General features: G+C 36.9%; 24 protein-coding genes. 9 read left to right on the top strand and 15 right to left on the bottom strand.

Annotation, left to right across the window (positions count from 1 at the left end; translation table 11 throughout):
• The first annotated feature begins 229 nt into the window (after positions 1-229).
• The 3 genes from DK924_RS11270 to bfr (DK924_RS11260) all read left to right on the top strand — a co-directional run bounded on the left by DK924_RS11270 (position 230) and on the right by bfr (DK924_RS11260) (position 3,538).
• A complete protein-coding gene (locus DK924_RS11270; RefSeq protein WP_109875202.1) occupies positions 230-2,368 on the top strand; it encodes a TonB-dependent receptor in 2,139 nt (712 codons plus the stop codon).
• A gap of 220 nt (positions 2,369-2,588) precedes the next feature.
• Entirely contained in the window at positions 2,589-3,062 is a 474-nt protein-coding gene (gene bfr, locus DK924_RS11265; protein WP_008466858.1) for a bacterioferritin, read from the top strand.
• Between the two features lie 11 nt (positions 3,063-3,073).
• Complete coding sequence (gene bfr / locus DK924_RS11260; RefSeq protein WP_008112262.1) at positions 3,074-3,538, top strand: bacterioferritin; 465 nt, start codon at positions 3,074-3,076, stop codon at positions 3,536-3,538.
• Between the two features lie 106 nt (positions 3,539-3,644).
• On the opposite strand, the gene DK924_RS11255 is transcribed toward bfr (DK924_RS11260), so the two are convergent.
• Together DK924_RS11255 and DK924_RS11250 are read right to left on the bottom strand one after the other, a co-directional pair.
• The gene (locus tag DK924_RS11255) at positions 3,645-3,839 is read right to left on the bottom strand and encodes a (2Fe-2S)-binding protein (protein WP_010389142.1); all 195 of its coding nucleotides are present in this window, start codon (positions 3,837-3,839) and stop codon (positions 3,645-3,647) included.
• Between the two features lie 428 nt (positions 3,840-4,267).
• Positions 4,268-4,945, bottom strand: coding sequence for a hypothetical protein (locus tag DK924_RS11250; protein WP_109875201.1), 678 nt, complete (start codon positions 4,943-4,945; stop codon positions 4,268-4,270).
• A gap of 151 nt (positions 4,946-5,096) precedes the next feature.
• On the opposite strand from DK924_RS11250, the gene DK924_RS18760 reads away from it, so the two are divergent.
• Positions 5,097-5,234 (top strand): hypothetical protein, encoded by a 138-nt coding sequence (locus tag DK924_RS18760; protein ID WP_171040346.1) that lies wholly within the window; start codon positions 5,097-5,099, stop codon positions 5,232-5,234.
• 91 nt (positions 5,235-5,325) lie between these two features.
• On the opposite strand, the gene DK924_RS11245 is transcribed toward DK924_RS18760, so the two are convergent.
• The 4 genes from DK924_RS11245 to DK924_RS11230 all read right to left on the bottom strand — a co-directional run bounded on the left by DK924_RS11245 (position 5,326) and on the right by DK924_RS11230 (position 7,735).
• On the bottom strand, positions 5,326-5,808 hold the full coding sequence (locus tag DK924_RS11245; protein WP_036955025.1) for a hypothetical protein: 483 nt from the start codon (positions 5,806-5,808) through the stop codon (positions 5,326-5,328).
• A complete protein-coding gene (locus DK924_RS11240) occupies positions 5,808-6,530 on the bottom strand; it encodes a hypothetical protein (protein WP_109875200.1) in 723 nt (240 codons plus the stop codon). The genes DK924_RS11245 and DK924_RS11240 overlap by 1 nt, the downstream gene beginning before the upstream one ends.
• A 328-nt stretch (positions 6,531-6,858) precedes the next feature.
• Positions 6,859-7,227, bottom strand: a complete 369-nt coding sequence (locus DK924_RS11235) for a hypothetical protein (RefSeq protein WP_109875199.1) — start codon at positions 7,225-7,227, stop codon at positions 6,859-6,861.
• 157 nt (positions 7,228-7,384) lie between these two features.
• Positions 7,385-7,735 (bottom strand): cupin domain-containing protein, encoded by a 351-nt coding sequence (locus DK924_RS11230; protein WP_109875198.1) that lies wholly within the window; start codon positions 7,733-7,735, stop codon positions 7,385-7,387.
• Positions 7,736-8,241: 506 nt separating this feature from the next.
• On the opposite strand from DK924_RS11230, the gene DK924_RS11225 reads away from it, so the two are divergent.
• Entirely contained in the window at positions 8,242-9,867 is a 1,626-nt protein-coding gene (locus DK924_RS11225) for a methyl-accepting chemotaxis protein (RefSeq protein ID WP_109875197.1), read from the top strand.
• 94 nt (positions 9,868-9,961) lie between these two features.
• Here the strand turns inward: DK924_RS11225 and DK924_RS11220 are convergent, their stop codons facing one another.
• Complete coding sequence (locus DK924_RS11220) at positions 9,962-10,273, bottom strand: hypothetical protein (RefSeq protein ID WP_109875196.1); 312 nt, start codon at positions 10,271-10,273, stop codon at positions 9,962-9,964.
• A 363-nt stretch (positions 10,274-10,636) separates the two neighbouring features.
• Here DK924_RS11220 and DK924_RS11215 point away from each other — a divergent pair, with 363 nt between their 5' ends.
• Complete coding sequence (locus DK924_RS11215) at positions 10,637-11,197, top strand: TMEM165/GDT1 family protein (RefSeq protein WP_109875195.1); 561 nt, start codon at positions 10,637-10,639, stop codon at positions 11,195-11,197.
• Positions 11,198-11,335: 138 nt separating this feature from the next.
• Here DK924_RS11215 and DK924_RS11210 read toward each other — a convergent pair whose 3' ends face one another.
• The 3 genes from DK924_RS11210 to DK924_RS11200 all read right to left on the bottom strand — a co-directional run bounded on the left by DK924_RS11210 (position 11,336) and on the right by DK924_RS11200 (position 13,998).
• Positions 11,336-11,860 (bottom strand): DUF6436 domain-containing protein, encoded by a 525-nt coding sequence (locus DK924_RS11210; protein ID WP_109875194.1) that lies wholly within the window; start codon positions 11,858-11,860, stop codon positions 11,336-11,338.
• On the bottom strand, positions 11,844-13,310 hold the full coding sequence (locus DK924_RS11205; protein WP_075169949.1) for a methyl-accepting chemotaxis protein: 1,467 nt from the start codon (positions 13,308-13,310) through the stop codon (positions 11,844-11,846). The genes DK924_RS11210 and DK924_RS11205 overlap by 17 nt, the downstream gene beginning before the upstream one ends.
• A 133-nt stretch (positions 13,311-13,443) precedes the next feature.
• Complete coding sequence (locus DK924_RS11200) at positions 13,444-13,998, bottom strand: isochorismatase family protein (protein WP_109875193.1); 555 nt, start codon at positions 13,996-13,998, stop codon at positions 13,444-13,446.
• 159 nt (positions 13,999-14,157) lie between these two features.
• On the opposite strand from DK924_RS11200, the gene DK924_RS11195 reads away from it, so the two are divergent.
• Positions 14,158-18,657 carry an EAL domain-containing protein gene (locus tag DK924_RS11195; RefSeq protein WP_109875192.1) on the top strand — a complete coding sequence of 1,500 codons (4,500 nt, stop codon included), beginning with the start codon at positions 14,158-14,160 and terminating at the stop codon, positions 18,655-18,657.
• A 41-nt stretch (positions 18,658-18,698) separates the two neighbouring features.
• On the opposite strand, the gene DK924_RS11190 is transcribed toward DK924_RS11195, so the two are convergent.
• On the bottom strand, positions 18,699-19,592 hold the full coding sequence (locus DK924_RS11190) for a cation diffusion facilitator family transporter (protein ID WP_010389173.1): 894 nt from the start codon (positions 19,590-19,592) through the stop codon (positions 18,699-18,701).
• Positions 19,593-19,815: 223 nt separating this feature from the next.
• Between DK924_RS11190 and DK924_RS11185 the strand changes: the two genes are divergently transcribed.
• Positions 19,816-21,243: a sensor domain-containing diguanylate cyclase gene (locus DK924_RS11185; protein WP_109875191.1), complete on the top strand. Its 1,428-nt coding sequence runs from the start codon at positions 19,816-19,818 to the stop codon at positions 21,241-21,243.
• A gap of 4 nt (positions 21,244-21,247) precedes the next feature.
• Here DK924_RS11185 and DK924_RS11180 read toward each other — a convergent pair whose 3' ends face one another.
• The 4 genes from DK924_RS11180 to DK924_RS11165 all read right to left on the bottom strand — a co-directional run bounded on the left by DK924_RS11180 (position 21,248) and on the right by DK924_RS11165 (position 24,520).
• The gene (locus DK924_RS11180; RefSeq protein WP_054201300.1) at positions 21,248-22,123 is read right to left on the bottom strand and encodes an SMP-30/gluconolactonase/LRE family protein; all 876 of its coding nucleotides are present in this window, start codon (positions 22,121-22,123) and stop codon (positions 21,248-21,250) included.
• Between the two features lie 39 nt (positions 22,124-22,162).
• Positions 22,163-22,870, bottom strand: a complete 708-nt coding sequence (locus DK924_RS11175; protein ID WP_010389178.1) for a sulfite exporter TauE/SafE family protein — start codon at positions 22,868-22,870, stop codon at positions 22,163-22,165.
• Between the two features lie 98 nt (positions 22,871-22,968).
• Positions 22,969-23,748, bottom strand: a complete 780-nt coding sequence (locus DK924_RS11170; protein ID WP_033103086.1) for an SDR family NAD(P)-dependent oxidoreductase — start codon at positions 23,746-23,748, stop codon at positions 22,969-22,971.
• 40 nt (positions 23,749-23,788) lie between these two features.
• Positions 23,789-24,520, bottom strand: coding sequence for a FadR/GntR family transcriptional regulator (locus tag DK924_RS11165; RefSeq protein ID WP_010389180.1), 732 nt, complete (start codon positions 24,518-24,520; stop codon positions 23,789-23,791).
• 246 nt (positions 24,521-24,766) lie between these two features.
• Between DK924_RS11165 and DK924_RS11160 the strand changes: the two genes are divergently transcribed.
• The gene (locus DK924_RS11160; protein WP_033103085.1) at positions 24,767-26,395 is read left to right on the top strand and encodes a sodium:solute symporter; all 1,629 of its coding nucleotides are present in this window, start codon (positions 24,767-24,769) and stop codon (positions 26,393-26,395) included.
• Positions 26,396-26,438: the final 43 nt, after the last annotated feature.

Genomic DNA, 26,438 nt, shown 5'->3' with positions numbered 1-26,438 from the left:
CATCTTTATTTTTATGCCTTGTGCAACAAAACGCAGAAGGCCTGCTAACAATAATCAACTGCCGTTACGAACATCTATTTTAACGCAACGTTATATTTGACCCCCTATAGCTTGCAATAGCATACATGCAAATAAAAACAATTATCATTAACCTTGCGTTTACTTTAAATTACTCTTAATATTGCGCCCATCATTAACACAACTAAAACCATTCAAACGAAGGACCCGCATGTTTAAAACATCTCTGAGCTTAATAGCATTAATAGTCAGTGGCGCCAGTATTGCAGACGAATCAACGATCCAAAGAAATTTAAATCAAACAGAAATGGAGCACGTTATTGTTTCGGGTAGTCGTGTTTTTGAAAGTATTGATGAGGTCCCTGCTTCCATAACTATTATTAGTCAAAAGCAAATAGAAGCGCATTTAAAAGTTAATCCAGAATTACAAAGCCTTTTAGCACAAATGGTTCCCGGTCTTGCTCCAGATACTGGAAGCTCAAGTAATTCAGGACAAACTTTACGCGGGCGTGCCCCACTGATCATGATTGATGGCGTGCCACAGTCAACGCCACTGCGTAACGGATCATTAGGGGTAAAAACCTTAGATCCAAGCGCAATAGGTCGAATAGAGGTCATTAAAGGGGCAACGTCAATTTATGGTAACGGCGCATCAGGCGGAATTATTAACTATATTACCAAGCAAGCACAAAGCGATGGCCAAACCCAAGGTGAAATAAGCTTATCGAGTCGTTTTAGTGCGGTAAAACTTGAAGAAAGCGCAGGCGCAAGGTTATCTGCAGCATTGAATGGTCGTGCAGATAAATTTAGCTACTTAGTAACTGCAAGCTATGAAGAAAACGGTGTACAACGCGATTCGCAAGGCGATGTTCTCGGTTTACAATATGGTTTATCTGATGCCGTTACACAAAATTACTTCACTAAGCTTGGCTATGACTTTGATGATGAAAAGCAACTCCAATTTAGTTATAACTACTTCAGTTCACAACAAAAAACCGACTTAGGCGATGTTGTTGGTGATATGAGCCTAGGAGAAAAAACCTACGCCATTCATGTGCCGTCAGAATTACAAAAGCAAGGTAAACCACAAGGGCCAGAAGGCAACGAAAATATAACCTTAAAATACACCGACTACGCACTGCTTGAAAACACACAAATGACGTTAGACCTCTATACGCAAGATATAGAAAATGTGTTTTTCTTCTCTCCAAACCTTGCCAATCCTGATGAGAATTATCAAGGTGGTCAATCAGTTATAAGTTCAGAAAAAAAAGGCGCCAGAGCAACTTTTAATACCCAGGTGGACTTTGACTCAGTTGAAGCGTCATTTATTTACGGAATTGATGCGTTAAATGATGTAACTGCACAACCGCTGGTTGATGGGCGTGTTTGGGTGCCAGAAATGGACATGAAAAGTGTCGCGGGCTTTTTACAAACTAAGTGGGTTATTGCTAATGACTTAATAATAAAGGCCGGTGTACGCAAAGAAAATATCGACCTTAGCGTAGATGATTATCGCACGCTTAAATTATGTAAAACGGCCACGCAATGCTCTGTGCCAATTAGCGTAAAAGGCGACACGGTTGATTACAATGCTACGACCTATAACGTGGGCATTAAATACAATCTAGATGAAAAATTCAGCCCCTTTTTAAACTACTCACAGGGATCTGATATATCAGATATTGGCCGCCTACTTCGCTCTGCCACAGTAAATGATATAGGCCTTATTCAAACACAAGCTTCAATTATCGATAATTATGAAATTGGTTTTAATTCTCAATTTGATGCAGTTCGTTTAGAAGTCGCAGCATATCGAAGCACCTCTGAGCTTGGTACTACAAACAAATTTAATGAAGTAACGGGTGTTTATGAACCGGTTAGAGCACCTCAAGAAATTTGGGGTTATGAAGCCTTAGTAGACTACACCATAAGCCCATCTCTTAAATTACTGGCAACGTATAGTTATGTAGAAGGTAAAAATACTGAAGCAGATATATATTTAGGCTCTAAGCAAATCAGTCCACCAAAAGCCACAGCAAACCTTAACTGGCAACCTACGGATACCCTGTCACTAACATTAAGTTACTTGTATGTGGGTGATAGAAAACGCTTTGAGCCTAATGATAATGGTAAATATGTTGGCGATCAGGGGCCTGTCGATAACTACACGGTTTTTAATTTAAGCGGTCAGTATCAGTTTGCAGACAACTGGAAAAGTTTTATCGGGGTAGAAAACTTATTTAACCAAGACTACTTCCCAGCCCGTGCGCAATCTTACACCTATGGTGGATACAACATTAAAGGTTTAGGTACCACGGCCACAGTAGGTGTTACTTATCAATTTTAATCACTTACGCGTTCATACTTTTACGGTATGAACGCGCTTATACCCTCAACTAACTTGCTGATCTAAAATACAAATAACAACCTGTCCGTTTATTAACCAGCAATGCAAACTTAAACGAGAATCAAACTCAATATTAACCATATGATTTATAAGTAAATTACTTGCAATTCTGTGCCTATATACTAGACTAGCCACAATTAGAATTTTTAGGATAAGCGCTATGAAAGGTAATCAAAAAGTAATCGACGCCTTCAATACATTGTTAGCTAACGAATTAGCTGCTATTGACCAGTATTTTATTCATTCTCGTATGTACGACGATTGGGGCTTAAACAAACTTTATGAGCGTCTTAACCATGAAATGGAAGAAGAAAAAGACCACGCTGATTGGCTAATTAAGCGTATTCTTTTTTTAGAAGGCGTACCAAACATGACCAAACGTCGTGACCTGTTAATTGGTAACGATGTAAAAAGCATGATGCAAAACGACTTAACCTTAGAACTTGAAGTGGTTGAGTGTGTTAAAGAAGTTATTGCTATCTGTGAACAACAGCAAGATTATCAATCTCGTGAAATTCTAGAAAAGCTATTATTTGATACCGAAGAAGATCACGTCTACTGGTTAGAGCAACAACTGGGTCTGATTGACAAAATTGGCACTCAAAACTACCACCAAGCTCAAATGGGCGAATAAGGACTTACATTATGAAAGGCGATAAAGACGTTATTGCAGCACTAAATAAAGTACTTGCTAATGAGCTTGTGGGTATTAACCAATACTTTTTACATGCACGTATGTTTAAAGATTTTGGTTTTAGTAAACTAGACAAAGCTGATTACAAAGTATCGATACAAAAAATGAAAAACGCCGACCGTTTAATTGAGCGTATTTTATTTTTAGAAGGCCTGCCTAACCTTCAAGATTTAGGACGCTTACGCATTGGTGAAAACAGCGAAGAAATGATTGCCGCTAACATGAGCTTTGAACTTGATACAGTAGACGAGCTTCGTGCTGCCATTAAACTAGCTGAAAGTAAAAAAGATTACATTAGCCGTGAAGCGCTCGATAACATTTTAAATGAGCAAGAAGAGCAAATTGATTGGCTAGAAACACAGCAACTGCTGATCAAAAACACTGGGCTTGAAAACTACTTACAATCGCAACTGTAAGTTAAAGTTATAAATACAAAAAAAGCAGCTAAGGCTGCTTTTTTTATGTTTAATTTTTAAATGTTAAACCAATTCGTTTAGGTAGGCCTATTTATGTAGATTACTATTAAGCCACTTGATCGGTTATATCTGCAATTTGAATCAGTTTACGATTGAGGATCTTTTTAGTACAACAACAACACTTACCGCATTGGCTGCCCACTTTAAGCTCTTTAGTTAGCTCGCGCATGGTAGTAGCACCATCGTCGATGGTTTGCTCAATTTTTTTATCGGTCACACCGTGACAAAGACAAACATACATGAATACAAACAACTCTCAATTTCATTTAGTGGGTTTATATTAATCTAAACGAAAATAGTTATCAATTGGTTTTTTATAAAATTTGAATTTTTTGCATTTTTTTGGCCAGCGCCACTTAAATTGAGAATTCGCGGCAGCTTGAGAATTGTTTGAATTTCATTCGAATGTATGGCACTTAAATTGAGATTTATTAATTAGAGTTCACCTTAAATCTAAGTAGGTTTAGGTAAATATTTTAATAGTTGCAAATTAATTACATTGAGGCTTTAGAAACCTTAATGTATGAATATAGAATTAGTGAGTGGGCTATTTCCGGTTTATGCCATTTGCAGACAGTGGTAACGCCCTAATAACAGGCAAAAAATTGTTTGCTAATATGTTGAGGCACGAAAACCGCAAACTGTTTTTTGTCCTTGTTTATTAGCTTGTTATGAATACTTTTTAAGCACCGTATCTTTACAGTTTTTAAAAAGTTCTTTGGCTAATTCAGGTACTTCTAAGGAAGGATTAAATGCTGAATCTAATGTCCCAAGGGGGTTTTGCATTTGCCCAACCACAAAGTCCATTTCCATACTTAATAAGTATAAGGTTTTCAGTGAACTATGGAAATCCCTTTTGAACTCCTCCGATCTTTTCTCTTGTTTTTTAATAACCGCGTATGGATCAGAGAAATTAATTTCTTCAGATTTATTATGGACAAGCTTATTTCTTGCTGAGACTAAAGTTTTTAGAGAATTGTATGCTGCACCTGATTTATCGATACTTCTTTCACAGACTAATCGAGGGATTATGATCCATTTAGAAATTAAATCTAAACTAGCTAAATGTTGTTGGTAATATTTATCTCCAAGGTGCTTACCTGCGTAATCATTTATCGCTGATTCAACAGACATGGCAGCAAAAACAATAGCTTTTAGTGCAAAGTTATTTACTTCTTTTTCTAGTTTATACCTTTCGTCTTCATTAAGAGGAGATTGATCAATAGCTAGCACCTCTAAACAATTACAAAAATCAGTTTCCGCTATTTTAAAATAGGTTCCGTACAAAACATTAGATCTTGCCGATGATTCCCTCGGGTGAGGTATATGGTTATACTGACCGTTCACAAGACTTCCCTGTATTCATAACAATTTAATAGTGCGCTCAGCGCGCATATTTCTGCCGACTTAAAGCTCATTTATCTACTTTATATAGTTTTAACAAATTACCTAAGGCATTACTATCACTAAGTTTTCTAAATTTTTTAGGTAAAGTTAAATGAACCAATATGCGGGCAACGCTCATTTTCATGAATATATGCGCAAAGAGCAGTTTAACCAATCAATTAACGACGATATTCAGCCAGTCTCGATGACCGATTATCGCTCATACCCGAATTCTTTTGTAGCGAGCTAAGCTTAAACTCCATAAACACCGGAGTACAACTAAGCGTTTGGCATTGGTTTCTAAAAAATATGTTAATCCGCGCTACTTAGTTCTCATAAAATTATAATGGAGCTGTATCAATATTGATTTGATAAGGCTTACTGACAAAGTCAGCCATTTTTATACACTCCTTAACTGCAAATCCTCGTCCTTTGTAGCTTGCGAAAGCAACATGAGTATTATCAGTTAACACTGCATATAATCTATAGTTATGTGTGTAGCCTTTTCTTGGTATAGCTTTAAAACCTTTAATATCTGATAATTTATAAACACGTTTAAAAATAGTATATAAACTACTAGACTTTAATTCCAAGGTTTGTTTTGCGAGATCAAAACGACATACATAGCCACCAAACGAGCCACTCCACCCTAACCAGCATATAAACCCAGATACCCATATTGGTAATGATTTTGCTTCATCAGAATTAAACACATTAATTAGTCCGATAAATAAAAAGAAACCACACAACAAAACTAGCAATAATCTAGTTAACCTTGGTTGTCGATAAATAGCTAGCTCACTAGATAGTTCTTTAAAATACATTACAGCACTCCGTATTTAACTAAGCCGGCAATGGCTGTAAAAACAAAAAATGGCAGGGATAGTTTTATTAGCGATTTGCGATCCCATATTTCAATGAAAACAAGATCCTCTCTATTAAAATCTACATCTTTCAGATGAGAGTTTGAATTAGCTTTTGTGCTATCATGAGCAATTTGTGGTGAAATATCTAATTCGCTTTGAGCAAACCTTATCGGCGTTTTATTTGGCCAATCCGATATGGTTTCAGCAGTAATAATATTATATTTTTTATATAAAAACGAAATGAACATCTTAGCATCTGTATACTGTTTAAATTCATATAACTGATCAACAAACTTAATTTGATAAGGGCCTTGCGCGCCTATACTACTTAATTCAAATGATAGTGTATCAAACGATGTAATAACTTTACTTCTTTGAAAGTAACCCCATAATGCGGTTTTTAAATTAAGCTGTTTTTCTGTCCCGTTAAACTCTAAGCGGCTCTTTTGACCAAAAAGCAATATAGATACTCCTAAAAAGAAGCTTGCCGAAGTCGCGAAGAAAATACTTTCCCCTCCTTCGCTTGCAACGGTCATCACGATGCTAATAATTCCAGGAATAAGCATAATAAACGCAAAAATTTTGCTTGTCATTTCGCGTCTTGAGGGCATTGTTGTATTACCACTTTGATCTGTTTTGAGAACTTTTTTTACAAGCTTGGATAGATTGTTATATTCCATTACTTCAACCTTAAAAGTTAATTATTACCTTATTTACATTAACATAAAGTAGCTAAGTAAACCTTATCCCACGATACTCATATCGTTCCTTATACAGGAGCAAAATTACTATTTACAATACAGTAGTTAGTTCAAGTCAGGAAAATCTTAAATGCATTTGATATAAAAAGGTTACCGTCCGGTTAACGCTTTCAAAAACAGAATATATTTCGATAACTACCTTTGAAGCACTAGAAACGGAAGTTTACTCCCGTTTTGTACTTTAAGATTATAAGCTGGTGTCTAGTGAAAGCTGGGAAGTCTACATCGAACACATCTGTATTAGTGCTCATCCGAAGATATGGAATCCAGTTTGCAACCTTTCGACGATCGCGACCAAGCCTATTGCCATTACCACACCTATGAGAAGCACTCCGAAAACAAGACACACATAGAGCAATGTCCAAGCACTGGCAGTTTTTAACCCCGCCTGCTCTTCGGAAGTCTTATCGGAACATCGGTAGATTTGACTCAAACTTCTTTCCACCCCAAGAACGGTGCCACCGATCACTCCAAAAAGCAGTGCGACCGCGAAAGTGAGGACCCGATACTCCGCATTAGCAAAGCCATCCCACAAAAGAATAGCGCCGTTGGTCCAAGCTAATACAGTGCAAACCCATGAAGCAAGTTGATAAACAATTGTTAGTCTTTGGGTCATTAATTACTCATTTTTTTGGATTGTTTGCCTAACGCTGCGTCAAGTGGTGAAGAACGCAAACCACCATACCTAACCCACTATATCTTAAACACTAAATTAAACTTGAACTGAGATCGCCAAGTGTTGTAAATCCGCCTTAACGCTTTGTTATGGCTATTTATTTTAGACTTGCTTGGATTATCAGTAACTCAATTTCATGGTCCGATGTATTAACCAAACCATGGGTGCCAAAACGTTTATTAACTATCATATCTCCTGAGGCCACTTTTTTGCCCTCACCTTCAATGGTCATAGTGCCTTCACCTTTCAAAATGATATACATTTCTTCGTCATCTCCGTGAGTATGCTCTCCCATAGAACTTCCAGGTGGCATAACGACACGGATGGCAAAATCCCAAGCACCATCGAAATCTTTACGTCTGAATGCACGATAGATATCTATTGAACCTTGTCCATCATGGCTATTTTCGTCGACTTCTTTATCGCAAGTGTAGAAATTACGTATCATCTTTTCCGAATTCCTTTTTGATTATTTTCCACAGTTCAACTGAGCGCCATAACAACTTTATCAGAGGGTACTTTCCCTATAATGGCGCGAAAGGTCTTTATTTTATGAACTTATATTAATAGCAAATATTGTAAGCTATTGCCAAATATAAACATTATGCTTTCTGTAGTTTATATAAACATGTAAAAAAAGGAACGTTTCCACTTATTCTTACTCGGTTAATGACGGCTCACCTGAAAAATCGGTTATCGCTCTAAGCGGCACTTCAATCACAACAAAATTTGCTTGGCGTCTTACAAACAATGGCAAGCTTACCTTTCCTTCTATTTACAGTAACAATAATTAAAATTGATTGGACTATGCGAGTAAAAGCCTTTTTAGATGAACCAGTCGTTAATAACTTAAAACACATAAGAGTTATTAAGCTAAATAATTTTTTATAAAAATTCAGTAAAATTTTTTTTCCAGATTATACTTTTTTATTATTGCTGTAATTTTGGACAACTATGTTAAACAATTATTCTGTGCGTACCCGTTTAGCAGTGCTTGCATTGCTACCAATTATGATTTTTTTAATTACATCGTTTTTTTCAATAAACACAATGGGAAGGTTAGTAGCAGGGATTGATAGTTTATACGACGACCGTATCGTACCACTTAAACAAATTAAACATGTGTCAGATAATTACGCTGTAAATATTGTTGATTTACTTCACAAGTATCGTGCTGACTCTATTACCAAGTCAGAACTCTTAGCAAATGTTAATGAGGCTAGAAATACGGCTGATAATGAATGGAAAGCTTACTTAAGCACACAGTTAACAGCTGAAGAAAAGCGCTTAGTAGATAACGTTGAAAATAAACTAAAGCCTGTGCTCGTGCATTTGAATAATTTAATTGTAAGTATTAATAGTGGTGAATTTTTATCACTACCACAAAATCAATTTGTTTATGAGCTTTACCAACTCTTTGATCCGCTTAGTGCCAGTTACCAGGCTTTGATTGATTTACAGCTTAAAGAAGCGAGTGACTTTAGAGTTAAAGCTGATGAAAATTATCAATTTATAAAATTTATAATGAGTGTGACAATCGCGATATTAATTTTACTTCTACTGATTGTTGCCTACTTTATTTACTGCTCGATACAAAACCCATTAATGTCATTACGCGATACCATAACGGATATTGCAACCAATGCTGATTTAACAGCTCGTGCTAAGGTTCAGGGTAAAGATGAGATTGCAGATACCGCATCTAACTTTAATGATATGTTACTTCGGATCCAAGATTTAGTAAAAGATATGGCAGGCGCAACACTAACGCTTGCTTCGGCAGCTGAAGAAATGAACTCTATTAGTATTCAAGTAGCCAGTACAGCAACCCAGCAAGAGCAACAATCAGCTATGATTGCAACTGCAATTACCCAAATGAGTAGTGCAATAGAACAAGTTGCTCAAAACGCGCAAATAACCTCTGATAAAGCCACAAGTGCTGACATAAAAGCAGGCCAAGGTCAGCAAGCTGTTGCTGATAATATCGAGTCAATAAATACGCTTTCAACTTTGGTTAATACAAATACGCAGCTTATTACAGATCTAAATACACAAACCAATGATATAAACCAAGTTGTGATGATGATCCAAAGTGTTGCTGAGCAAACTAACTTGTTAGCCTTAAACGCAGCCATTGAAGCAGCAAGAGCTGGCGACTCAGGTCGAGGTTTTGCCGTTGTAGCCGATGAGGTAAGACAACTTGCCCACAATACTCAAAAAGCAACCGCTAGCATTAATGAAATGATCACAAAACTACAAGGCATGGCTCAGCAAGCTGTTAATGCGATGGGTAACGCTGAAAGCAGCGCTAAAGAAAGTGTCGACCATGCTAATTATTCTTCACAGGTACTCAGCGAAATTAACCAAGAAGTTACCGAAATTGCAGATATGAATACTCAAATATCAACCGCAACTCAGGAGCAAAAAATGGTCGCAAATGAACTAAGCAGCAATATTAATGAGTTTAGCGCGAGTATTACTTCTGTTAGCGAAAGCTCACAACAAAATGCTCAAGCATCGCAAGAACTCGCACAGCTTGCGGCAATGCTACAAGGACAAGTTAATGTATTTAAAGTTTAGGTGCTTTAATTTTGAGGCATATTAGCGCTTATACTTTAAATAAAAACCTTATTTGCCATCATTTAAATGATTAAATGATGGCAAATTGGTTACTTTAAGCGCTAGTTTTATTAGACAATATAGTTATCCAATCACTGGGGTTTGAAAGTATAAACTGATATGAGCTGCCATCTTGCGTGAAAACCTCTATCGCATCAGCCGTTATTGGAATAAGGCCTGCGCCCTTACCTTTACATTCAACCACTTTTAAAATTGTATTACGTGGAATTGTATGTGGTTCTAACCCCAATTTTTCATTAAAAGGTTCAAAATTTACATTAGTCTGCGTAATCCAAAACTTTCCGTCCGCTTTCATCACTCCATTTTGAATGGTTGCCGTAGTTGATTTAACAATTGTTGATTGCATATTTAATTCCTTTACACGTGTATATAACTTCAAATTGCTCAACTTCCATCTGTTTGTAATTACAGTAAACTTGAGAGCTAAACGCAAGCTCATTTATTCATCAACATTATTAAAACAGTAACTAATTTTAAAAATTATCCTTATATATTTACCTGCTTTAAACTTTGTGGAATAATCGCCATCCTCTTAGGGGAGTAGCCCGCTCAGTAATGAGTAAACTTATCAACATAATTGCACCTCATGTGCATGGTAAGTTTGTAATGTTGTAGCAAGCGTTATCGGCGAGACCTAGGTAGACACTATCCTCATGGCGGGAGATAGCTGTTTGCCTTGGTTTAATATTCCCGCCTGAAGATTATATTAATGGATATTTTTTTAACCTCTACCGTCACTGTTGCCCTTGCCGAAATTGGCGATAAAACTCAGCTTTTATCGTTACTACTCGCGGCACGTTTTCATAATAAAATAGCGCTTATTTTAGGCATTCTCGCTGCTACTATTATTAATCATGGTTTATCTGCCTGGTTTGGTGATTGGCTGAGCGGAAACTTTGCCGACGAATACTTACCTTGGATAGTTAATATAAGCTTTATTGTGGTAGGGCTGTGGCTGCTTATTCCCGATAAAGACGAAGACGTTAGCCACAAGTACGACCGCTATGGTGCATTTTTAGTAGCCTTAATCTTATTTTTTATTGCTGAAATTGGCGACAAAACACAAATTGCAACCGTGTTGCTCGGTGCACAATATCAATCTGTTTTATGGGTAACAATTGGTACAACCCTTGGTATGCTAATCGCCAATGTCCCGATTATTTATGCTGGTAAGGCGTTACTAAAAAGAATTCCATTAAATACCGTTAGAGCGATAGCCGCCACTGTGTTTGTATTACTTGGTGTTTATGGCTTAGTAACCATTATGTAATTAAGTAACCTGTATTTTGGATAATAAGTCTTTTAGCCAGCGTTCAGGTTAAGTCATTTACAACAAAAAACGCTTACCTAAAGTAGGTAAGCGTTAAAAAAGCATTAGCACATATCATAAATAGAAATAAGCGAGCTATTATGCTCGGTTAATGCAATAACACCCTTTTGTATCGGCAATTAACAATGATGAGTTAAAACCAGCTTGTAGATTACTGATCACGGCCTCTACAAACCCGCTACCTTGAGAGCATGCCAGCCCTTCAGATAAAGGCCCTGCATAAACAAACTCACCATTTTTATCAATTAAAACCGCGGCTGGTGTAGCCGGAACCACTAACTTTAGTTGGCTATTGAGTTTAAATGTTTGTACCTCAACGCCCTGATTTTTCGCAAACCGCTGTAAAGATGATAGGTGTGGTTTAGCTTGTATAGTACATCCACATTTATCTTCTGTAATAATAAGTAGTTGAGCACTATCTTTGTTTTGCCAAACCACCTGTTCTTTAAATTGCGAAAACCAATTGTGTCGTTCCAGCATTTTATTTTCATCAAAAGGCTTTAATTGGCCAAGTTGAAAATACACTAAACCCGACACAACAACGACAAGCCACACACCAATTAAAGCAACAATAAAATAGCGCTTATTAGTTAAATTTTGCAATGCTTTGCTCTAACACATCAATACTAACATCAATCATTTGTACCTTGGCGGTAAGTTGATCAACAATTTTTCCGTCTTCATGTTGGCGTTGACGCATTTGATCTGTGCTTATTGCAATTTGCTCGGTATTGCCTGCCTGCTCAGCAACTACTTGTGCAACCGAATTAGAGCTTGTGGATACAGCCTGTATCTGCTCGCTCATTGACGAGATATTCTCTTTCATAGTGGCACTAATTTTCGTAAGATCTACAACAAAATCAACACATTGATTCATAGATTGTGTTGAAGTGCGGCTGTTATTCACTAAATCTGTTAACGTAGATGCTATTTTTGCTGTTGTTTTCTGGCTGTTATTCGCTAAAGAACGAACCTCATCTGCAACGACAGCAAAACCACGACCATGCTCGCCCGCTCTGGCAGCTTCAATGGCAGCATTGAGTGCTAGCAAGTTAGTTTGATCCGCTATACCTGATATTTCATTCAACAAACCTGTAATTACATCACCAGCTGCCACTAAATGACTTAGCTGCTCTTCTGTATTGGTTAGTAATGTGAGCAACTCCTTGCTCTTACTGTCTGTTTGTAATACTTCTTGCAAAGCTACATGAGCAGAATCGGTTATATTGCTAACCTGCTGCTTTAAAATATCACTCTCTTGCTCAACCAGTTTAAAACCGTGGGCTACTTGTGAACCTGAATTGGCAATATCATCGGTTTGTATATTTCGGTGCTTAGCACTGTCTGCCAGCTCATCATGCACATTAATAAGTTCTTGAGAATTATTTTTTAATGAATCGGATTGAGTTTGAACCTGTTTTATAACATCCGACAAGTATTCTAGTAGCGTGTTAAAGCCTACTACTGCACTGCTATTGGTATCATCAGCTCGCATTGAGAGCTTTACTTGCTCTGGATCTTGCATTATTTGCTCTGTGGCATGGCTTAACGACAAACCTGCACGACGTTCGCGTTGTAATGTTACTGCAATAAAACCAGCAACAAGGGCTTCTACAATGGCATAAGCTGCGTGAATAAGCACAGTTGAAAAAGCGAGTCGGTCGGGGTCAAATACATAAAACCCCGTGTTTTGCGTTTGTAAATAGTAAAAAGATAAATGATGAACAGCAACAAATACAATCGCCGTAATAAATACTCGCCACTCAACAAACATTATTAACATGGCTAAGAAAATAAATATTTCAAAATGCACTTCAATAAGCCCATAAGCTTGTTGAATATGCAAAAATGAAAACATCATAATAGCGGCAGCGACAACATGAGGTGTAACTTTACTTTCGGGTTGGGTTTTTAATAACCATATAGGGAGCAAGCACAGGGGCAAGCCGACCAAAAACGCCTCTGTTAATGTATCAAAATAAAGGCCTATACCAATAGACTCGACAAACAATAAACAGAATATGATTGTAAACAATCGGCTCACACTAGACATAAAAACCTTAATTAATTTTGTAATAAATTAAACACGCTTATTGCTAATATAACCTTTAACAACTCGCAATTTTTTATTTTAAATCAAGCCCAGCATTACTAATTCAGGTTGATTTAAAAATGTTTTTAATGCGCTACTTAACAATTGATAGTATTTGTTTAAAAGTAGACGTCCCTGCTTTTTTTGTCCATTGAAATATTATTGTCTCTGCACATGATATTACTGCACCGGCTTGACGAAGCTGCTCAACCGCAATGGCTTTGTGCTCTGTATTTCTTGAGGCTATTGCATCTGTAGCAACAGTTACTGCATAACCTTGTTGTAGTAAATCTAAACAGGTTTGTAATACACAAACATGTGCTTCTGTACCAATAACAACCACATGAGGGCGCTGAAATTGCGAAAGAGTATCTAAAAACCCCTCTTCGGCGCAGGCACTAAAATTTATTTTTTCGATATATTGCGCGTTTGGTAAAGCTTGCTTAATTTTCTCATCACTTTCACCTAGTCCTTTTTTATAATGCTCTGTAATTATTGAAGGAATTTGATGAATAGCACTTGCATTTGCAAGCTGTAAAGCACACTCTAAGGTCGTATTAAATGAGGATATAGCCGGTGCTAGTTTGCTTTGTAAGTCGATTACTAAAAGTACGCTGTGCTCTGAGTTGATATTTTCTCTAAAATTCATTTGTAGTCCTTTCATTTTAGTTAAATTGACTTTTAACACCCACAAGCGGGCAACAATTAATTCACATTTATAGTGCTTTTTGTAATTTTTAAATTAAACTCATGTTATATTACAGCAATTCTAAATACCAACCTTGGCAATTAAAAAAGGTAAGTGCTTTTGAGTAAGTTTTTCTTCGTTGTTTACATATTTTTATTAGTTTGCATGCAGCAGAGCTTTGCCTCACAAACTTACTCTGAACAATTACAACGTGTATCCAAAAACGAACAATTGGCGCAAAGCTTTGTTGTAAAATCTGTACAAGATGATATTGGCTATGTGTGGATTGCAACTACACAAGGGCTATTTCGGTTCGACGGCTATCAAGTTACGCCTTACGAAAACCAAACAGATTTAAAAAATAACTACATTATTAATATGTACAAAACCAATAACGGTAGCATACTTGTAAGCACACAACTTGCAGGTAGCTATTTAATTGATCCAAGTAGCTTAAAGGCTAAACAAATATACTCAGGTCATTTAAACCAAGACCAAGAAAAATACTCTCCCGTTATTGCGGTGGTTGAGGAGCTTACACACTTTTATTTTTCTATTGATTCGCATGTATACCGGTTTGATAAAAAATCAAAACAATTAACACTCGTCGCATCTTTGCCTGATGAAAATATGTTTATCCGTGCATTGTCACTTTATCAAAACATCTTATATATAGGTTCCGATCAGGGCCTGTATAACTACAGTTTTATCAATAACGAACTCCAACAAACAACACTTAGCGACACACAAAAAGTTACTAACGATAGTAACAACGTAAAATTTTTATCAGTAGACCAAGAATTTGGGTTGCTAGTTGGTACGGTTGAGGGAATGTATCGGATTGCTTTTGATGAAAATAAAAATATAAATCCTACTGCAGTATCAACACTTATTAGTGACTATAATATTTGGGATTATGTCAACACACCCTATGGTGAGTTTATTGCTACAGAAAGTGGTTTATTTGAGTTTGATAGAGCAACCTTAAAGCTCACTGCTATTTTAAACTTCAAAGATAGTAACTACAACATTACAGAAAACACCATCAACGATATTATGTTTGATGAATCCGGTTTGTTATGGCTTGGCTCACGAACTCACGGGGTATTAACATGGGCAGCACAAACTAAGAAGTTTAAAAGAATTACACTGCCTGAAAATAATATTGTAAATGTTATATATCAAGATACGCAGCAATTGCTCTGGATAGGCACTGACGATGGACTTGTTCGTTATAACTCAAAAACGAAAACGAGTGATTTATTTTTACAATCTAAAGATAATAAAGCAGCTTATGGTTTATCTGCAATTGGTGATATTTTTCCTGCCAAAAATAAAGGTGAGAACTATCTTTGGCTAGCTACTTTTTTTGGACTCGAGCTTTTTAACAAAGAAACGGGAGCATTTGAACAAAACAAATTTATCACCGAGCATAATCTAAATACTGACTATTTATTTGGTATTGCTCAGGTAGCGCCCGATAAGTTTGCTTATATCAATAATGATAACTTTTATATATTTGACGGTAACTCTGGTGAAAATAGAGTTATAAAAGGCTTAAAAGAGCTTGTATCGCCCTTACAAGCTTACGCATTCCATACCCCTTCAACGATGTTCCCTGGCGAGCTACTTTTAAGTACCTCTGATACTTTTTATAGGTATAACGAAGCAACGGGCACTTTAACTACTATTTTTAAATCTAAAACGGCAAAAAAGAACCTGTACCATACGGTCGAGAATTATTACTACGATGCAAAACGAAAACTACTGTGGTTAGCAACAACACAAGAAGGCTTAATTGCCGTTAACGCTGAAACATACGAGCAAGTTCATACTTTTAATAAAAACAATTCATTAAATACTAACTCTATATTTGAGCTTATTGCCGATGATAATGATTTTTTATGGGTTAGTTCTGACAACGGGCTGTATAAACTTAATTTAGATTCATTAAACGTAACAACCTATACAATAAAAGATGGCCTAAGTAGCAATCATTTTACTGCACTTGCAGCACTTAAATTGCAAAATAATGAACTCGTGTTTGGTAATCGTAGCGGTGTACTTCAGTTTGACCCCGATCAATTTAAGAGTAAACAACAAAACACCCAAAGCAAGTTAGCAATTACCAATATCAATTTATTTTCAGAGACGCTCAATTATACACCTGAAAAATATCGTAATGAACCGTTAAAACTAAAGCATGATGATATGGGGTTAACGGTTCGGTTTTCTAATTTTGACTATAAAAATATAAGTAAGACCTTCTACCGAGTAGAGCTTACTGGCCCCTCATCATTGAGCTATAACGATTTAAAATCTAACCAGGTGTTTTTTACTAAATTACAACCTGGTGATTATGTATTATCAGTATCAACTCAGCAGCGTAATGGAGTCGTTACTAGCGAACCTGTAAGGCTTAACTTTAGCGTCGCCTATGCACCTTGGCAGTCTCCTCTCGCTTATGCATGCTACTTCCTTGCTGTGACCATAATTCTGTTTTTATTTTTTTGGCAATACCGTAGCCGTAAAATAGCAATTGAGCGCGCCCACCGTGCAGCTATTCACTCTAAAACTCAAACTGAGCTCGCACTAAAAAGCAATAAAAGTGGTGTTTGGAACTATAGCTTTGCAGACAATACTGTAAACACAGCTAGAGGTATGGAGTTAGGCTTTGCAGACTTGCCTGAGCGCATTGATATACAAAGCTTTTTTAATATTATGCATCCTGATGAGCGCCGCAGAATACAAAGCAAGTGGGATACATTTATAAAACAGACTCAGTCGCAAGACTGGCAAGCGACTTACCGGTTACGCCACAAAGATGGTCATTGGTTGTGGTTTCATGACTTAGGGCAAATTATTTATAATCAAGACACTAAAAAGCCTGAGTATGTATCTGGTATTTTTACTAACATTACTGAGCAGTTAGCAAACGAACAGCAAGCAAAAATACTCGGTGAAGCATTTAGCCAAATCAATGACTTTTTACTTATCCTAGACGAAAATCTAATGCCTTTTTCAGCTAATAATAGCTTTATGGAGGTATTTTCTGATGATGGTGATGAGGGAGCTGTTACCTCAGAGCTATTTATCAAAGCCATTGGGCAAACCAAATGTAAAGAATTTGCAGCCACATTAAAGGCACTGCAACCCAAAGAGAATTGGCGAACAAATGCCTATGTTAATACTACAAAAGCACAGCAGCATCCTATTCATTTAAGTGCCACAGCTGTCGCTAATGAAGAAGGTAAAGTTGGCTATTATGTTATTGTTATAACAGATTTAACCGAACAAAAGCGTGCTGAGAATGAGCTACGTTATTTGGCCAACTATGATGCGTTAACCGGGCTACCTAATCGTAGTTTAATGAATCAAAAAATTGAAAATGCCATTACAAAAGCCGCTAAAAACGACTTGCAATGTGCGGTTATATTTATAGATTTAGATAAGTTCAAACCTGTAAATGATTCGTTTGGACATGCCGTGGGCGATAAATTACTGTGCAACATTACCGAGCGAGTTGGCTTATATCTGGGCGACCATGCGACCTTTGGCCGTCAAAGTGGTGATGAATTTTTAGTATTAATCGAGAACATTACTTCTATGTCTTCACTGCAGCATACACTTAACGAAATGAGTAGTGAGCTGGCAAGTAAAGTTATTATTGAAGACTTTTCTATTAATATATCTGCCAGCATTGGTATTGCCTTGTACCCCCATGATGCAAACTCAACAGATGCCTTAATACGTAATGCAGATATCGCTATGATGCATGCAAAACAAGCAGGTCGAAATGGATTTCAGTTCTTTAATGAAAAAATGAATGAGCAAATCAAACAAAAGCTTATCCTTGAAAATGACTTAAAAGACGCAGCAAAAGATAATCAGTTTTTTAACCATTACCAGCCAGTAGTTAATACAAAAGATAAAACAATAAGTGGTGTTGAATTATTGATGCGCTGGGAAAACCAAGGAAAACTAATCTCTCCGGCTTTATTTATACCGGTAGCAGAAGAAACTGGCTTAATTGATATGCTTACTGAGCAAGCATTGCAACGTGCAATTACAGAGCTTGCGCCTATTCTCAGCGTTAACCCACTGTTTTATATTTCGTTAAATGTATCACCAAAACATATTTTAAAAGCTAATATAACCCAGCGACTGAGCGCTATACTTGAAAAAGCCAATATCAAGCCACAGCAAATACGTCTTGAAATTACAGAAAACACGCTGTTAGAAGATAAGCATAAAGCAGCTAAACAACTTAAAAGTCTTCAAGCTGCAGGGTTTAAGCTGTTTCTAGATGATTTTGGTACTGGCTACTCATCACTCACTTATTTGAGCCAATTTCCAATTAACGTAATAAAAATTGACCAAAGTTTTGTAAATAGTATCGGCATAGATAAAGGTGACGAATCGATTATTAAAACAATTTACTCGCTTGCTGAAAACTTAGAGCTATATTGTATTGCTGAAGGGGTAGAGACGCGGGAGCAACTAGATTTTTTAACGAACATAGGTTGTCATAAGCTACAGGGCTACTACTTCGCACGTCCTATGAGTGCTAGCGATTTAATGAGCCCTGCATGCTTTGAAAAGATTATTAATTTAATATAAACCTAAAAACAGCTTAACTAAGTCGCTTTTAGGTTAATTCATTAATGTATGTGCTTGCATTCATAGCTTTCGATTTGAAGAACACTATTACGTACATTAAATTTATCTGCAAGCAGTTTGATTACTTTTAAGCGACACTCTTCATCATGTTTTTCTATAGTGCAATGCTGCTTTAACACCACATGAGCCCCCACTATCACCTTTTTATTTTTACGAACAACAGTCACATTGTGCACATTTGCTACATGCTCCATAGTCGTTATTTCTGTTTCGATATCAGCAACATCAGGTAACTTCGCTTTATTCGAATGCAACCCTTTGATACAGCTAACAATGACCTTAATACCCGTAAACAATACAAATGATGCAATTAACATACTCGATAAAATATCAATTACATTCCAGCCTGTTATATAAATGAGTACACCGGCAGCAAAAGTAGAGACCGTTGATATTAAATCAAAAAACGAATGTAAAAATACCGCATACACATTAATACTAGCCTTACGGCCTTTATACAGTACCCATGCTGCCGCACCATGAAATAAAAAACCAATAGCAGCAATCACCGACATTAAATAACTATTTATAACCAACTCATGCCCACCTTTATGATGCATAAAGCGCTCAGCTCCCTCATACAAAATAAGTAAACTAATGGCTAGATAGAGAATTCCGTTGATCAGACCACCGATTAATTCAGCTTTTTGGTGACCGTCGTTGTAAGTTTTAGCCAGATGAATAGCGAAGCTTGAGGCAATAAGTGCTATAAATAGCGAACTGTTATGAACAAATAAGTGGCCTGCATCAGCAAGAACAGCCAGTGAATTAGCATAATAAGCACCTATAAGCTGAATAACCATAAACGAACAGGTAATTGCAAGTGCAATTAATAGACGGCGACGGGAGGCGTGATGTGTAGTTATTTCTGTCATGAAATATAAAAGGCCTTTACTGAAAACGAAGTAAGCTCATGAAATAAAGCAAATTGGGAAATACGTAATGATATACAATCACAATTGTAATACGTAGGCCAAATAAACGCACTAAAAACTTAGTAAAATACAAAAAACTGTACTAAAAATAACTAAGCGGATACAAAAATAATAATTAATTCATAAATATGGGTAGTTTTCATATTTTAATGCGGAGAAACAAGTGAGCCATGACTCAAACAATACAATTTGGCAGATTTTTAATCTAATTAATTTAGCCGTTATTGCTTATGATAATAAAACGCATCACTACACGTTAAACCAACATGCTAAAACACTACTTAATATAAATAGTGATGGCGCTGTTAGTAACGATGTTTTTAATAATATTACTCTTCGCGACTTTAATGATGATACGGTGATAACCATTGAGCAATTATTTTCATCAAATATCACAGCTGTTTTATTAGAGTGTGAATTTTCGCCGCAGCTTTTAAATGTTAATCACTCAATAGTTAATGACTCTGTGTCTATGATCACTTTAGAGCAAGATCGTACACTTACAGAACAATATAACTTTGATCAAATTATCTCTAAAATTTCTACCAAACTTATTGATATACAAAATGACAATATAGACCAGCAAATTAACTTTGCCCTTAAAGCCATTGGCACTGTACTGAAGGCAGACCGCAGTTATTTATTTGAATTCAACACCGACAACGAAACTATCACTAATACTCACGAATGGGTCAATACGGGTATTATCGCTTGCAAAGACAGACTGCAAAATGTACCCAAAGTTGAACTACCCTACTTTTTTGAAATAATGAATGAGAGTCATCTATTTCAAGTGAATGATATTGAACAATTACCAGCAAAAGCCGACGCTGAAAAAGTTGAATTTAAAGAGCAAAATATTCAATCTGTTTTGTGCATAGGCCTACGTTTTGATGAAGAGCTAGTAGGCTTTATTGGTTGTGATTGTGTTAAAACAAAACGTAATTGGAGCAAAATAGATTTAATTAGAATAAAGCTCGTAGGCGAAATCATTAATAATGCACTTAAAAATATTAACTATAAAAAAAAGCTACAGTTAACCCAACAGCAATTAATTAACGCCAATATAAAGCTCAATAAATTAGCGAATACCGATGCGCTAACTAATATTGCTAATCGCCGTTTTTTTGATGCTACACTCAAAAGTGAAATTAAACGCTGCGCAAGGCATAACCAACCCGTTAGCTTAATTATATGTGATATCGACTTTTTCAAACGCTATAACGATAATTATGGTCACCAAAAAGGGGATGACGCATTAAAACAAGTAGCAAGCGCATTAAGCGGTTTATGTAAGCGTGAGGGAGATTTAGCAGCTCGATACGGAGGCGAAGAGTTTGCCATAATTTTACCCTTCACTGGGCTAGAGCAATGCGAGCACTTTACGACATTAATACAGCAAAAAATTAAATCTCTGAAAATTGCACATGATTATTCAAGTGTGAATAATAAACTAACAATAAGCATAGGATATACTACTTGCTTAGTAACTAAAGCATCCACAAGTGAAACGCTCATAAAAGTAGCAGATAAAGCTCTTTATTTAGCAAAAGATTCAGGACGTAATAAAGCGTGTACTTTTGAAGAATAAATAATCATAAATGAGCAGGTGTTTCTGCTATTCCTTTAACGGGTACTGTGATAATAAAAAGACCTCCACTGTAAGGAAACTGTTCTAGTGCCTCTTTATCTAAACCAGTGCGGGCTGTAGTTACGGCTATCGTATCTAAATCATCTCCCATAAAGGTAAGGCTCGTTACTCTTGGAGCTGGTAATTTATAAAACTGAACATATTTTCCTTGTGGTGAGAAGCGATAAAGTCCAGAACCATTCCATGATGCAACCCATAAGTGGTTATCATTATCGACTGTCATACCATCGGGAAAACCCATTGCCTCGTCAAATTTTATAAATTCTCGCTTGTTGCTAAGCTCACCTTGTTCACTTAAATCAAATTGATAGATAGTTCTGGTGGATGATTCTGTTGAATATAAGATGCGTCCATTTTTACTTATTGCAGGTCCATTACTGATCATATAATTACTGTCAACAATTGTTGGTGCCTGTTGATGACCAAAACGATAAAGCGCTCCAGTGCTTTGTTGTTCATATTTATCCATGGTGCCAAAAAACACATATCCGTTTCTATCTGTTTTCGCATCATTTAAACGATTATTTATAGCAAGATTGGAAAGAGAGTAAAGCTCTATAGGTTGGAATGTGCTGTTATCAAGGTAATAAATACCGCGTTCAAAACCTGCGATCAAACGCTGTTCCGTAGTCTCCATAACCCAACAAATAGCTTGCTCCATCGGATATCGAGAAACAGTTTGCTGCTGAAGATCAAAACGGTAAAGCAACTTGTCTAAAATATCGACCCAAAATAAACATTTTCGTGATTCGCTGTAATATGGTCCTTCACCTAGTAAACATTGGCAAGGAATAATCATTTTAACCGAATTAACTTCCATTACTTAACCTAATACAGCTTACGAGTTAATATCATCATCTTAACGTTGAAAGAAAATCAGTGCTAGACCTGAAAACGTTGCAACCACAATAATTAAAATTCGAATAGATTGCTCGTTGATTTTATTATTTAGAAAGTATGACAATCCCCAGCCAATTAGAATAGCTGGTAGGCATTTAATAAATAGAAGTAAGTCATTCGAGTCTGCTGTACCAGTAACGAGCAAAGCCGTAATACCAAACAGATTAATAAACACAAAGAAGATGCTTAAATTAGCTTTAATTTTATCTTTGTTTTGCGCTTGATAGAGTAGCCCCATCGGAGCGCCTCCTGCTGATGTGGTGGTGCCAATAAAACCAGATGCAAGTGATGCAAGTACATTAGAGATAAAAGTAAGCTTAGGCGACCAACCTGTGAGCGATAGCCCAACTGCAATTAATAAACAACACCCAAGTAAAATACGATACTGATGAGGGTCTACTTGCAACATAACACTCGCAGCAATTAATACCCCTACGGCGCCACCAAAAATTGAATATCCAGTGTGCTTTAAATCTATTGCACCGCGATGCTTAATAGCAAGAATAGAAGTGATCAACAAGGCATTTAAAATCATTGGTCCGGGTACTAACTCTGGCATAAGCCAGTATAAAATTGGCGCACACAATAACCCTAGCCCAAAACCAATAACGCACTGTAAGCATGCACCAATTATTAATATAAAATAAACTAATACGATATCGGGCAATGCGTTTCTACCTTATTCACTGGGTTAAACTACTTATCAGAAAAGATTATTCTAATATTATAATATGATTGAGGTTAGGTAAATTTTTTTCTTTAACTTTAAGTCCAACCGGCATCAACAACTAATGATTGTGCAGTCATCATTTTACTATCATCTGCTGCTAGGAAAAGAGCTGCATTAACAATATCATCGGCCTGCAATGTTTCATTTATACATTGATTATGTCTTACATCTTCGATCATTTCGGGAGTTAACCAATGGGTTATTTGCCGTTCAGTCATAACCCACCCTGGCACTAACGTATTAATACGAATATTATCTTTACCATAAGTCGCAGCTAATGAGCGAGTTAACCCTTCAATTCCTGCTTTAGCGGTCGTATAAGCCGGCATGCCCGTTTGCTTAATACGCCAGCTCACTGAGCCCATATTAATAATGCTACCACCACCAATTCGTTGCATTTGCGGAGCTACGGCCTGCGCCGAAAAAAAACAAGGCCGTAAGTTAACGGCTAACTTATCATCCCAGTATTCAACACTCATGCTATCGGCAACATGGCGAGTATCGTCAGCAGCATTGTTTATCAATACACTGATCTCCCCTTGTGTTTTGCCCGTCGTTTTGATGGCAGCTTTTAACTGTTCTATCTCTCGAATATCACAATATATGAACTTAGGGTCATAACAATATTGACCGGCAACTGAGTCACATAGTTGCCTTCCTTGCTCTTTTGCTATATCTACAAAGGTTACTTTTGCACCTTGTTCACAAAAACGTTTTACCATGACTTCGCCGATCCCTGTTGCACCGCCGGTAATAAAAACACTTTTACCAGCGAGGCTTGGATAACTTGTTGTGTGTGTTGTTGAGACTGGCATGATTTCCTTAAGTATTAAGATAATTCATTAATAAATGTGATTATTTTGATGCGTTTTGTGACTCTTTTTCTGCAATTTCTTTTTCAATAAATGACATTGCTTCATCAATCATGTAGGTCATCATGTTTTTAGCCCGCTCAGCCTCACCATTTAATATGGCTTGATACACTTTAAAGTGTTCATCAGCAATGGCCTTCTTGCTTCCTTTTGCGGGTGTTGTGTGTTGAATACTTACATTTAATGCCGTACGGATGAAATCACGTAATTGAAAGAAAAAACGGTTTCCGCTAGCAAATAAAATAGCGGTATGAAACGCTAAATCTGCCTCATGAATTTCACCATCAGGTGCATCAGCAGCTGCTTGCATTTTTTCTAGCGCAACAGCAATCTCTGCAATAGCATCTTTATCTGCTCGTTTTGCTGCTAACGCCGCAGCTTGTGGTTCTATCGCCAAGCGTACCTGTAAAAACTCTTTTAACACATAAAGAGTTGGACTACTCTCAAGAAGCCATTTTAAAACGCTGGTATCGTATAAATTCCAAGTATTAGCAGGCTCTACACGTATTCCTTGACGAGGACGTGACGATATAAGACCTTTTGCTGCAAGCATTTTAACTGCTTCACGAACAGCAGTACGACTAATGCCATACTCTTCACATAACTTTGCTTCGGTTGGTAAACCCGTTTCAGCTGTATAATGACCATTAATAATGGCTTTACCCAACTCATTGGTTACCTGTTGCGACAAATTTAAATTTTCAATGCGTGCCATAAACAGTTCCTTTAAAAATACTTATTGTATGATACTACTATAAATTTACCGCGTCATCAGGCAAATATTTTACAATTTTCCTGCATATTATTTTATCTTTGCTTTAATCCTGAATTATAAAAACACAGAAGTTAAAACGACCATCAATTTTTAACAAATTTCTTTCATTTAACAAATTTGTATTATAATATTTTTATCACACACAAATTAACCGAAAGTTACTTTCGGGCTTAAATGGAATCAAAAATGATCGAATTAAGTACATTAGACTGGCTCGTGCTCGCAGGATTCTTTGTCTTGCTCTTAGCTGTAGTCATCGTCTCAATGAGACAAAAAGAAGAAGATACTACAGATTATTTTTTAGCCGGGCGTAATGCGAGTTGGCTAGTCATTGGTGCGTCAATCTTTGCCTCAAACATTGGCTCTGAGCATTTAGTTGGTTTATCTGGTGCAGGTGCACAATCAGGCATGGCGTTAGCGCATTGGGAAATGCAATCGTGGATAATATTATTACTTGGTTGGGTGTTTGTGCCTTTTTACTGGAGTAGTAAAGTTTATACTATGCCGGAATTTTTAGAGCGTCGTTTTAATTCTAAATCACGTACTTTTTTGTCGGTTATCTCATTAATCAGTTATGTACTCACCAAAGTAGCAGTGACTGTTTATGCCGGTGGTATCGCGTTTAAAACTATTTTAGGTATCGAAAGCATTTGGGGCATCGACTTTTTCTGGATATCCGCTATTGGCTTAGTGGTGATCACCGGTATCTATACCGTACTCGGTGGTATGAAAGCGATAATGTGGACCTCGGTGCTACAAACCCCTGTGTTGATCATTGGCTCTGTGGTTATCTTAGTTGTTGGTTTGGATAAAGTCGGTGGCTGGTCAGAGGTTGAACGGTTAAATGATATAAATATGCATTTAATCCGTAGCGCCTCAGATACCGAGTTCCCATGGCCGGGCATCATTTTTGGTTCATTCATTATTGGTTTTTGGTATTGGTGTACTGACCAATATATTGTACAACGTGTACTCTCAGCGAAAGGTATTAAAGAAGCGCGTCGCGGTACTATGTTTGCAGGTTACTTAAAGTTATTGCCTATTTTCATCTTTTTAGTACCAGGAATGATCGCTTATGCATTAAAAGCAAAAGGTATTATTAGCTATGACAGTGCCGATCAAGCGTTTCCTACTTTGGTTGCCGAGTTACTCCCCTCAGGTGTTAAAGGCATCGTAATTGGTGGCCTAGTTGCCGCATTAATGAGCTCGTTAGCCTCGTTATTTAACTCATCAGCCACCTTATTTACTATCGATTTTTATAAAAAGTTCAAACCTGAATCAAGCGAAAAACACCTGTTAAAAGTAGGTCGCTTGGCAACAGTAGCCATTGTAATTTTAGGCCTATTATGGATACCCATAATGAGCTTAATTGCAGATGTGCTGTACGAATACTTACAAAGTGTGCAATCACTCATTGCCCCAGGTATTGCTGCTGTATTTTTATTAGGTTTATGTAGTAAACGTATCACCCCCGCAGCTGGCTTTGCTGGTTTAGTGTCTGGTTTTGTACTGGGTATGATCCGCTTAGTGTTACTGCCATTTAAAGATAATTTAGCTGGTTCATCATTTGCGTGGATCACCGATATGAACTGGTTGTACTACTGTATTTTATTATTTGTTGTGGTTGTTGTGCTGATGATTGTAGTGAGTATTTTCACAAAACCTGCCAGTAATGAACAACTCAAAGGTTTAACCTTCTCAAGTCTTGATAAAGCCACATTAAAAGAAGTAGCTGCCGGATTAGATAAGTGGGATTACATTCATACTGCGGGGATCATCGGTATCACTGCGTTTATTTACTATCGCTTTTGGTAAAACTTAATTAGTTGTTCCCACGTTTATAGGGGGTGTTATCACC

The organism is Pseudoalteromonas sp. meg-B1, from assembly GCF_003173795.1.
Classification (GTDB): Bacteria; Pseudomonadota; Gammaproteobacteria; order Enterobacterales; family Alteromonadaceae; genus Pseudoalteromonas; species Pseudoalteromonas undina.
The sequence above is the reverse complement of the archived record's forward strand: the minus strand, read 5'-3'. Positions and strand labels throughout refer to the sequence as shown.

Bases quoted from the DNA above. Each gene is read 5' to 3' on its own strand.
- bfr (WP_008112262.1), top strand. From the start codon at position 3,074: ATGAAAGGCGATAAAGACGTTATTGCAGCACTAAATAAAGTACTTGCT.
- DK924_RS11165 (WP_010389180.1), bottom strand. From the start codon at position 24,520: ATGGCACGCATTGAAAATTTAAATTTGTCGCAACAGGTAACCAATGAG.
- DK924_RS11230 (WP_109875198.1), bottom strand. From the start codon at position 7,735: ATGATACGTAATTTCTACACTTGCGATAAAGAAGTCGACGAAAATAGC.
- DK924_RS11220 (WP_109875196.1), bottom strand. From the start codon at position 10,273: ATGCAATCAACAATTGTTAAATCAACTACGGCAACCATTCAAAATGGA.
- DK924_RS11170 (WP_033103086.1), bottom strand. From the start codon at position 23,748: ATGCCAGTCTCAACAACACACACAACAAGTTATCCAAGCCTCGCTGGT.
- DK924_RS11270 (WP_109875202.1), top strand. From the start codon at position 230: ATGTTTAAAACATCTCTGAGCTTAATAGCATTAATAGTCAGTGGCGCC.
- DK924_RS11160 (WP_033103085.1), top strand. From the start codon at position 24,767: ATGATCGAATTAAGTACATTAGACTGGCTCGTGCTCGCAGGATTCTTT.
- DK924_RS11190 (WP_010389173.1), bottom strand. From the start codon at position 19,592: ATGACAGAAATAACTACACATCACGCCTCCCGTCGCCGTCTATTAATT.
- DK924_RS18760 (WP_171040346.1), top strand. From the start codon at position 5,097: ATGAACCAATATGCGGGCAACGCTCATTTTCATGAATATATGCGCAAA.
- DK924_RS11245 (WP_036955025.1), bottom strand. From the start codon at position 5,808: ATGTATTTTAAAGAACTATCTAGTGAGCTAGCTATTTATCGACAACCA.
- DK924_RS11215 (WP_109875195.1), top strand. From the start codon at position 10,637: ATGGATATTTTTTTAACCTCTACCGTCACTGTTGCCCTTGCCGAAATT.
- DK924_RS11240 (WP_109875200.1), bottom strand. From the start codon at position 6,530: ATGGAATATAACAATCTATCCAAGCTTGTAAAAAAAGTTCTCAAAACA.
- bfr (WP_008466858.1), top strand. From the start codon at position 2,589: ATGAAAGGTAATCAAAAAGTAATCGACGCCTTCAATACATTGTTAGCT.
- DK924_RS11200 (WP_109875193.1), bottom strand. From the start codon at position 13,998: ATGAATTTTAGAGAAAATATCAACTCAGAGCACAGCGTACTTTTAGTA.
- DK924_RS11225 (WP_109875197.1), top strand. From the start codon at position 8,242: ATGTTAAACAATTATTCTGTGCGTACCCGTTTAGCAGTGCTTGCATTG.
- DK924_RS11205 (WP_075169949.1), bottom strand. From the start codon at position 13,310: ATGTCTAGTGTGAGCCGATTGTTTACAATCATATTCTGTTTATTGTTT.
- DK924_RS11255 (WP_010389142.1), bottom strand. From the start codon at position 3,839: ATGTATGTTTGTCTTTGTCACGGTGTGACCGATAAAAAAATTGAGCAA.
- DK924_RS11180 (WP_054201300.1), bottom strand. From the start codon at position 22,123: ATGGAAGTTAATTCGGTTAAAATGATTATTCCTTGCCAATGTTTACTA.
- DK924_RS11235 (WP_109875199.1), bottom strand. From the start codon at position 7,227: ATGACCCAAAGACTAACAATTGTTTATCAACTTGCTTCATGGGTTTGC.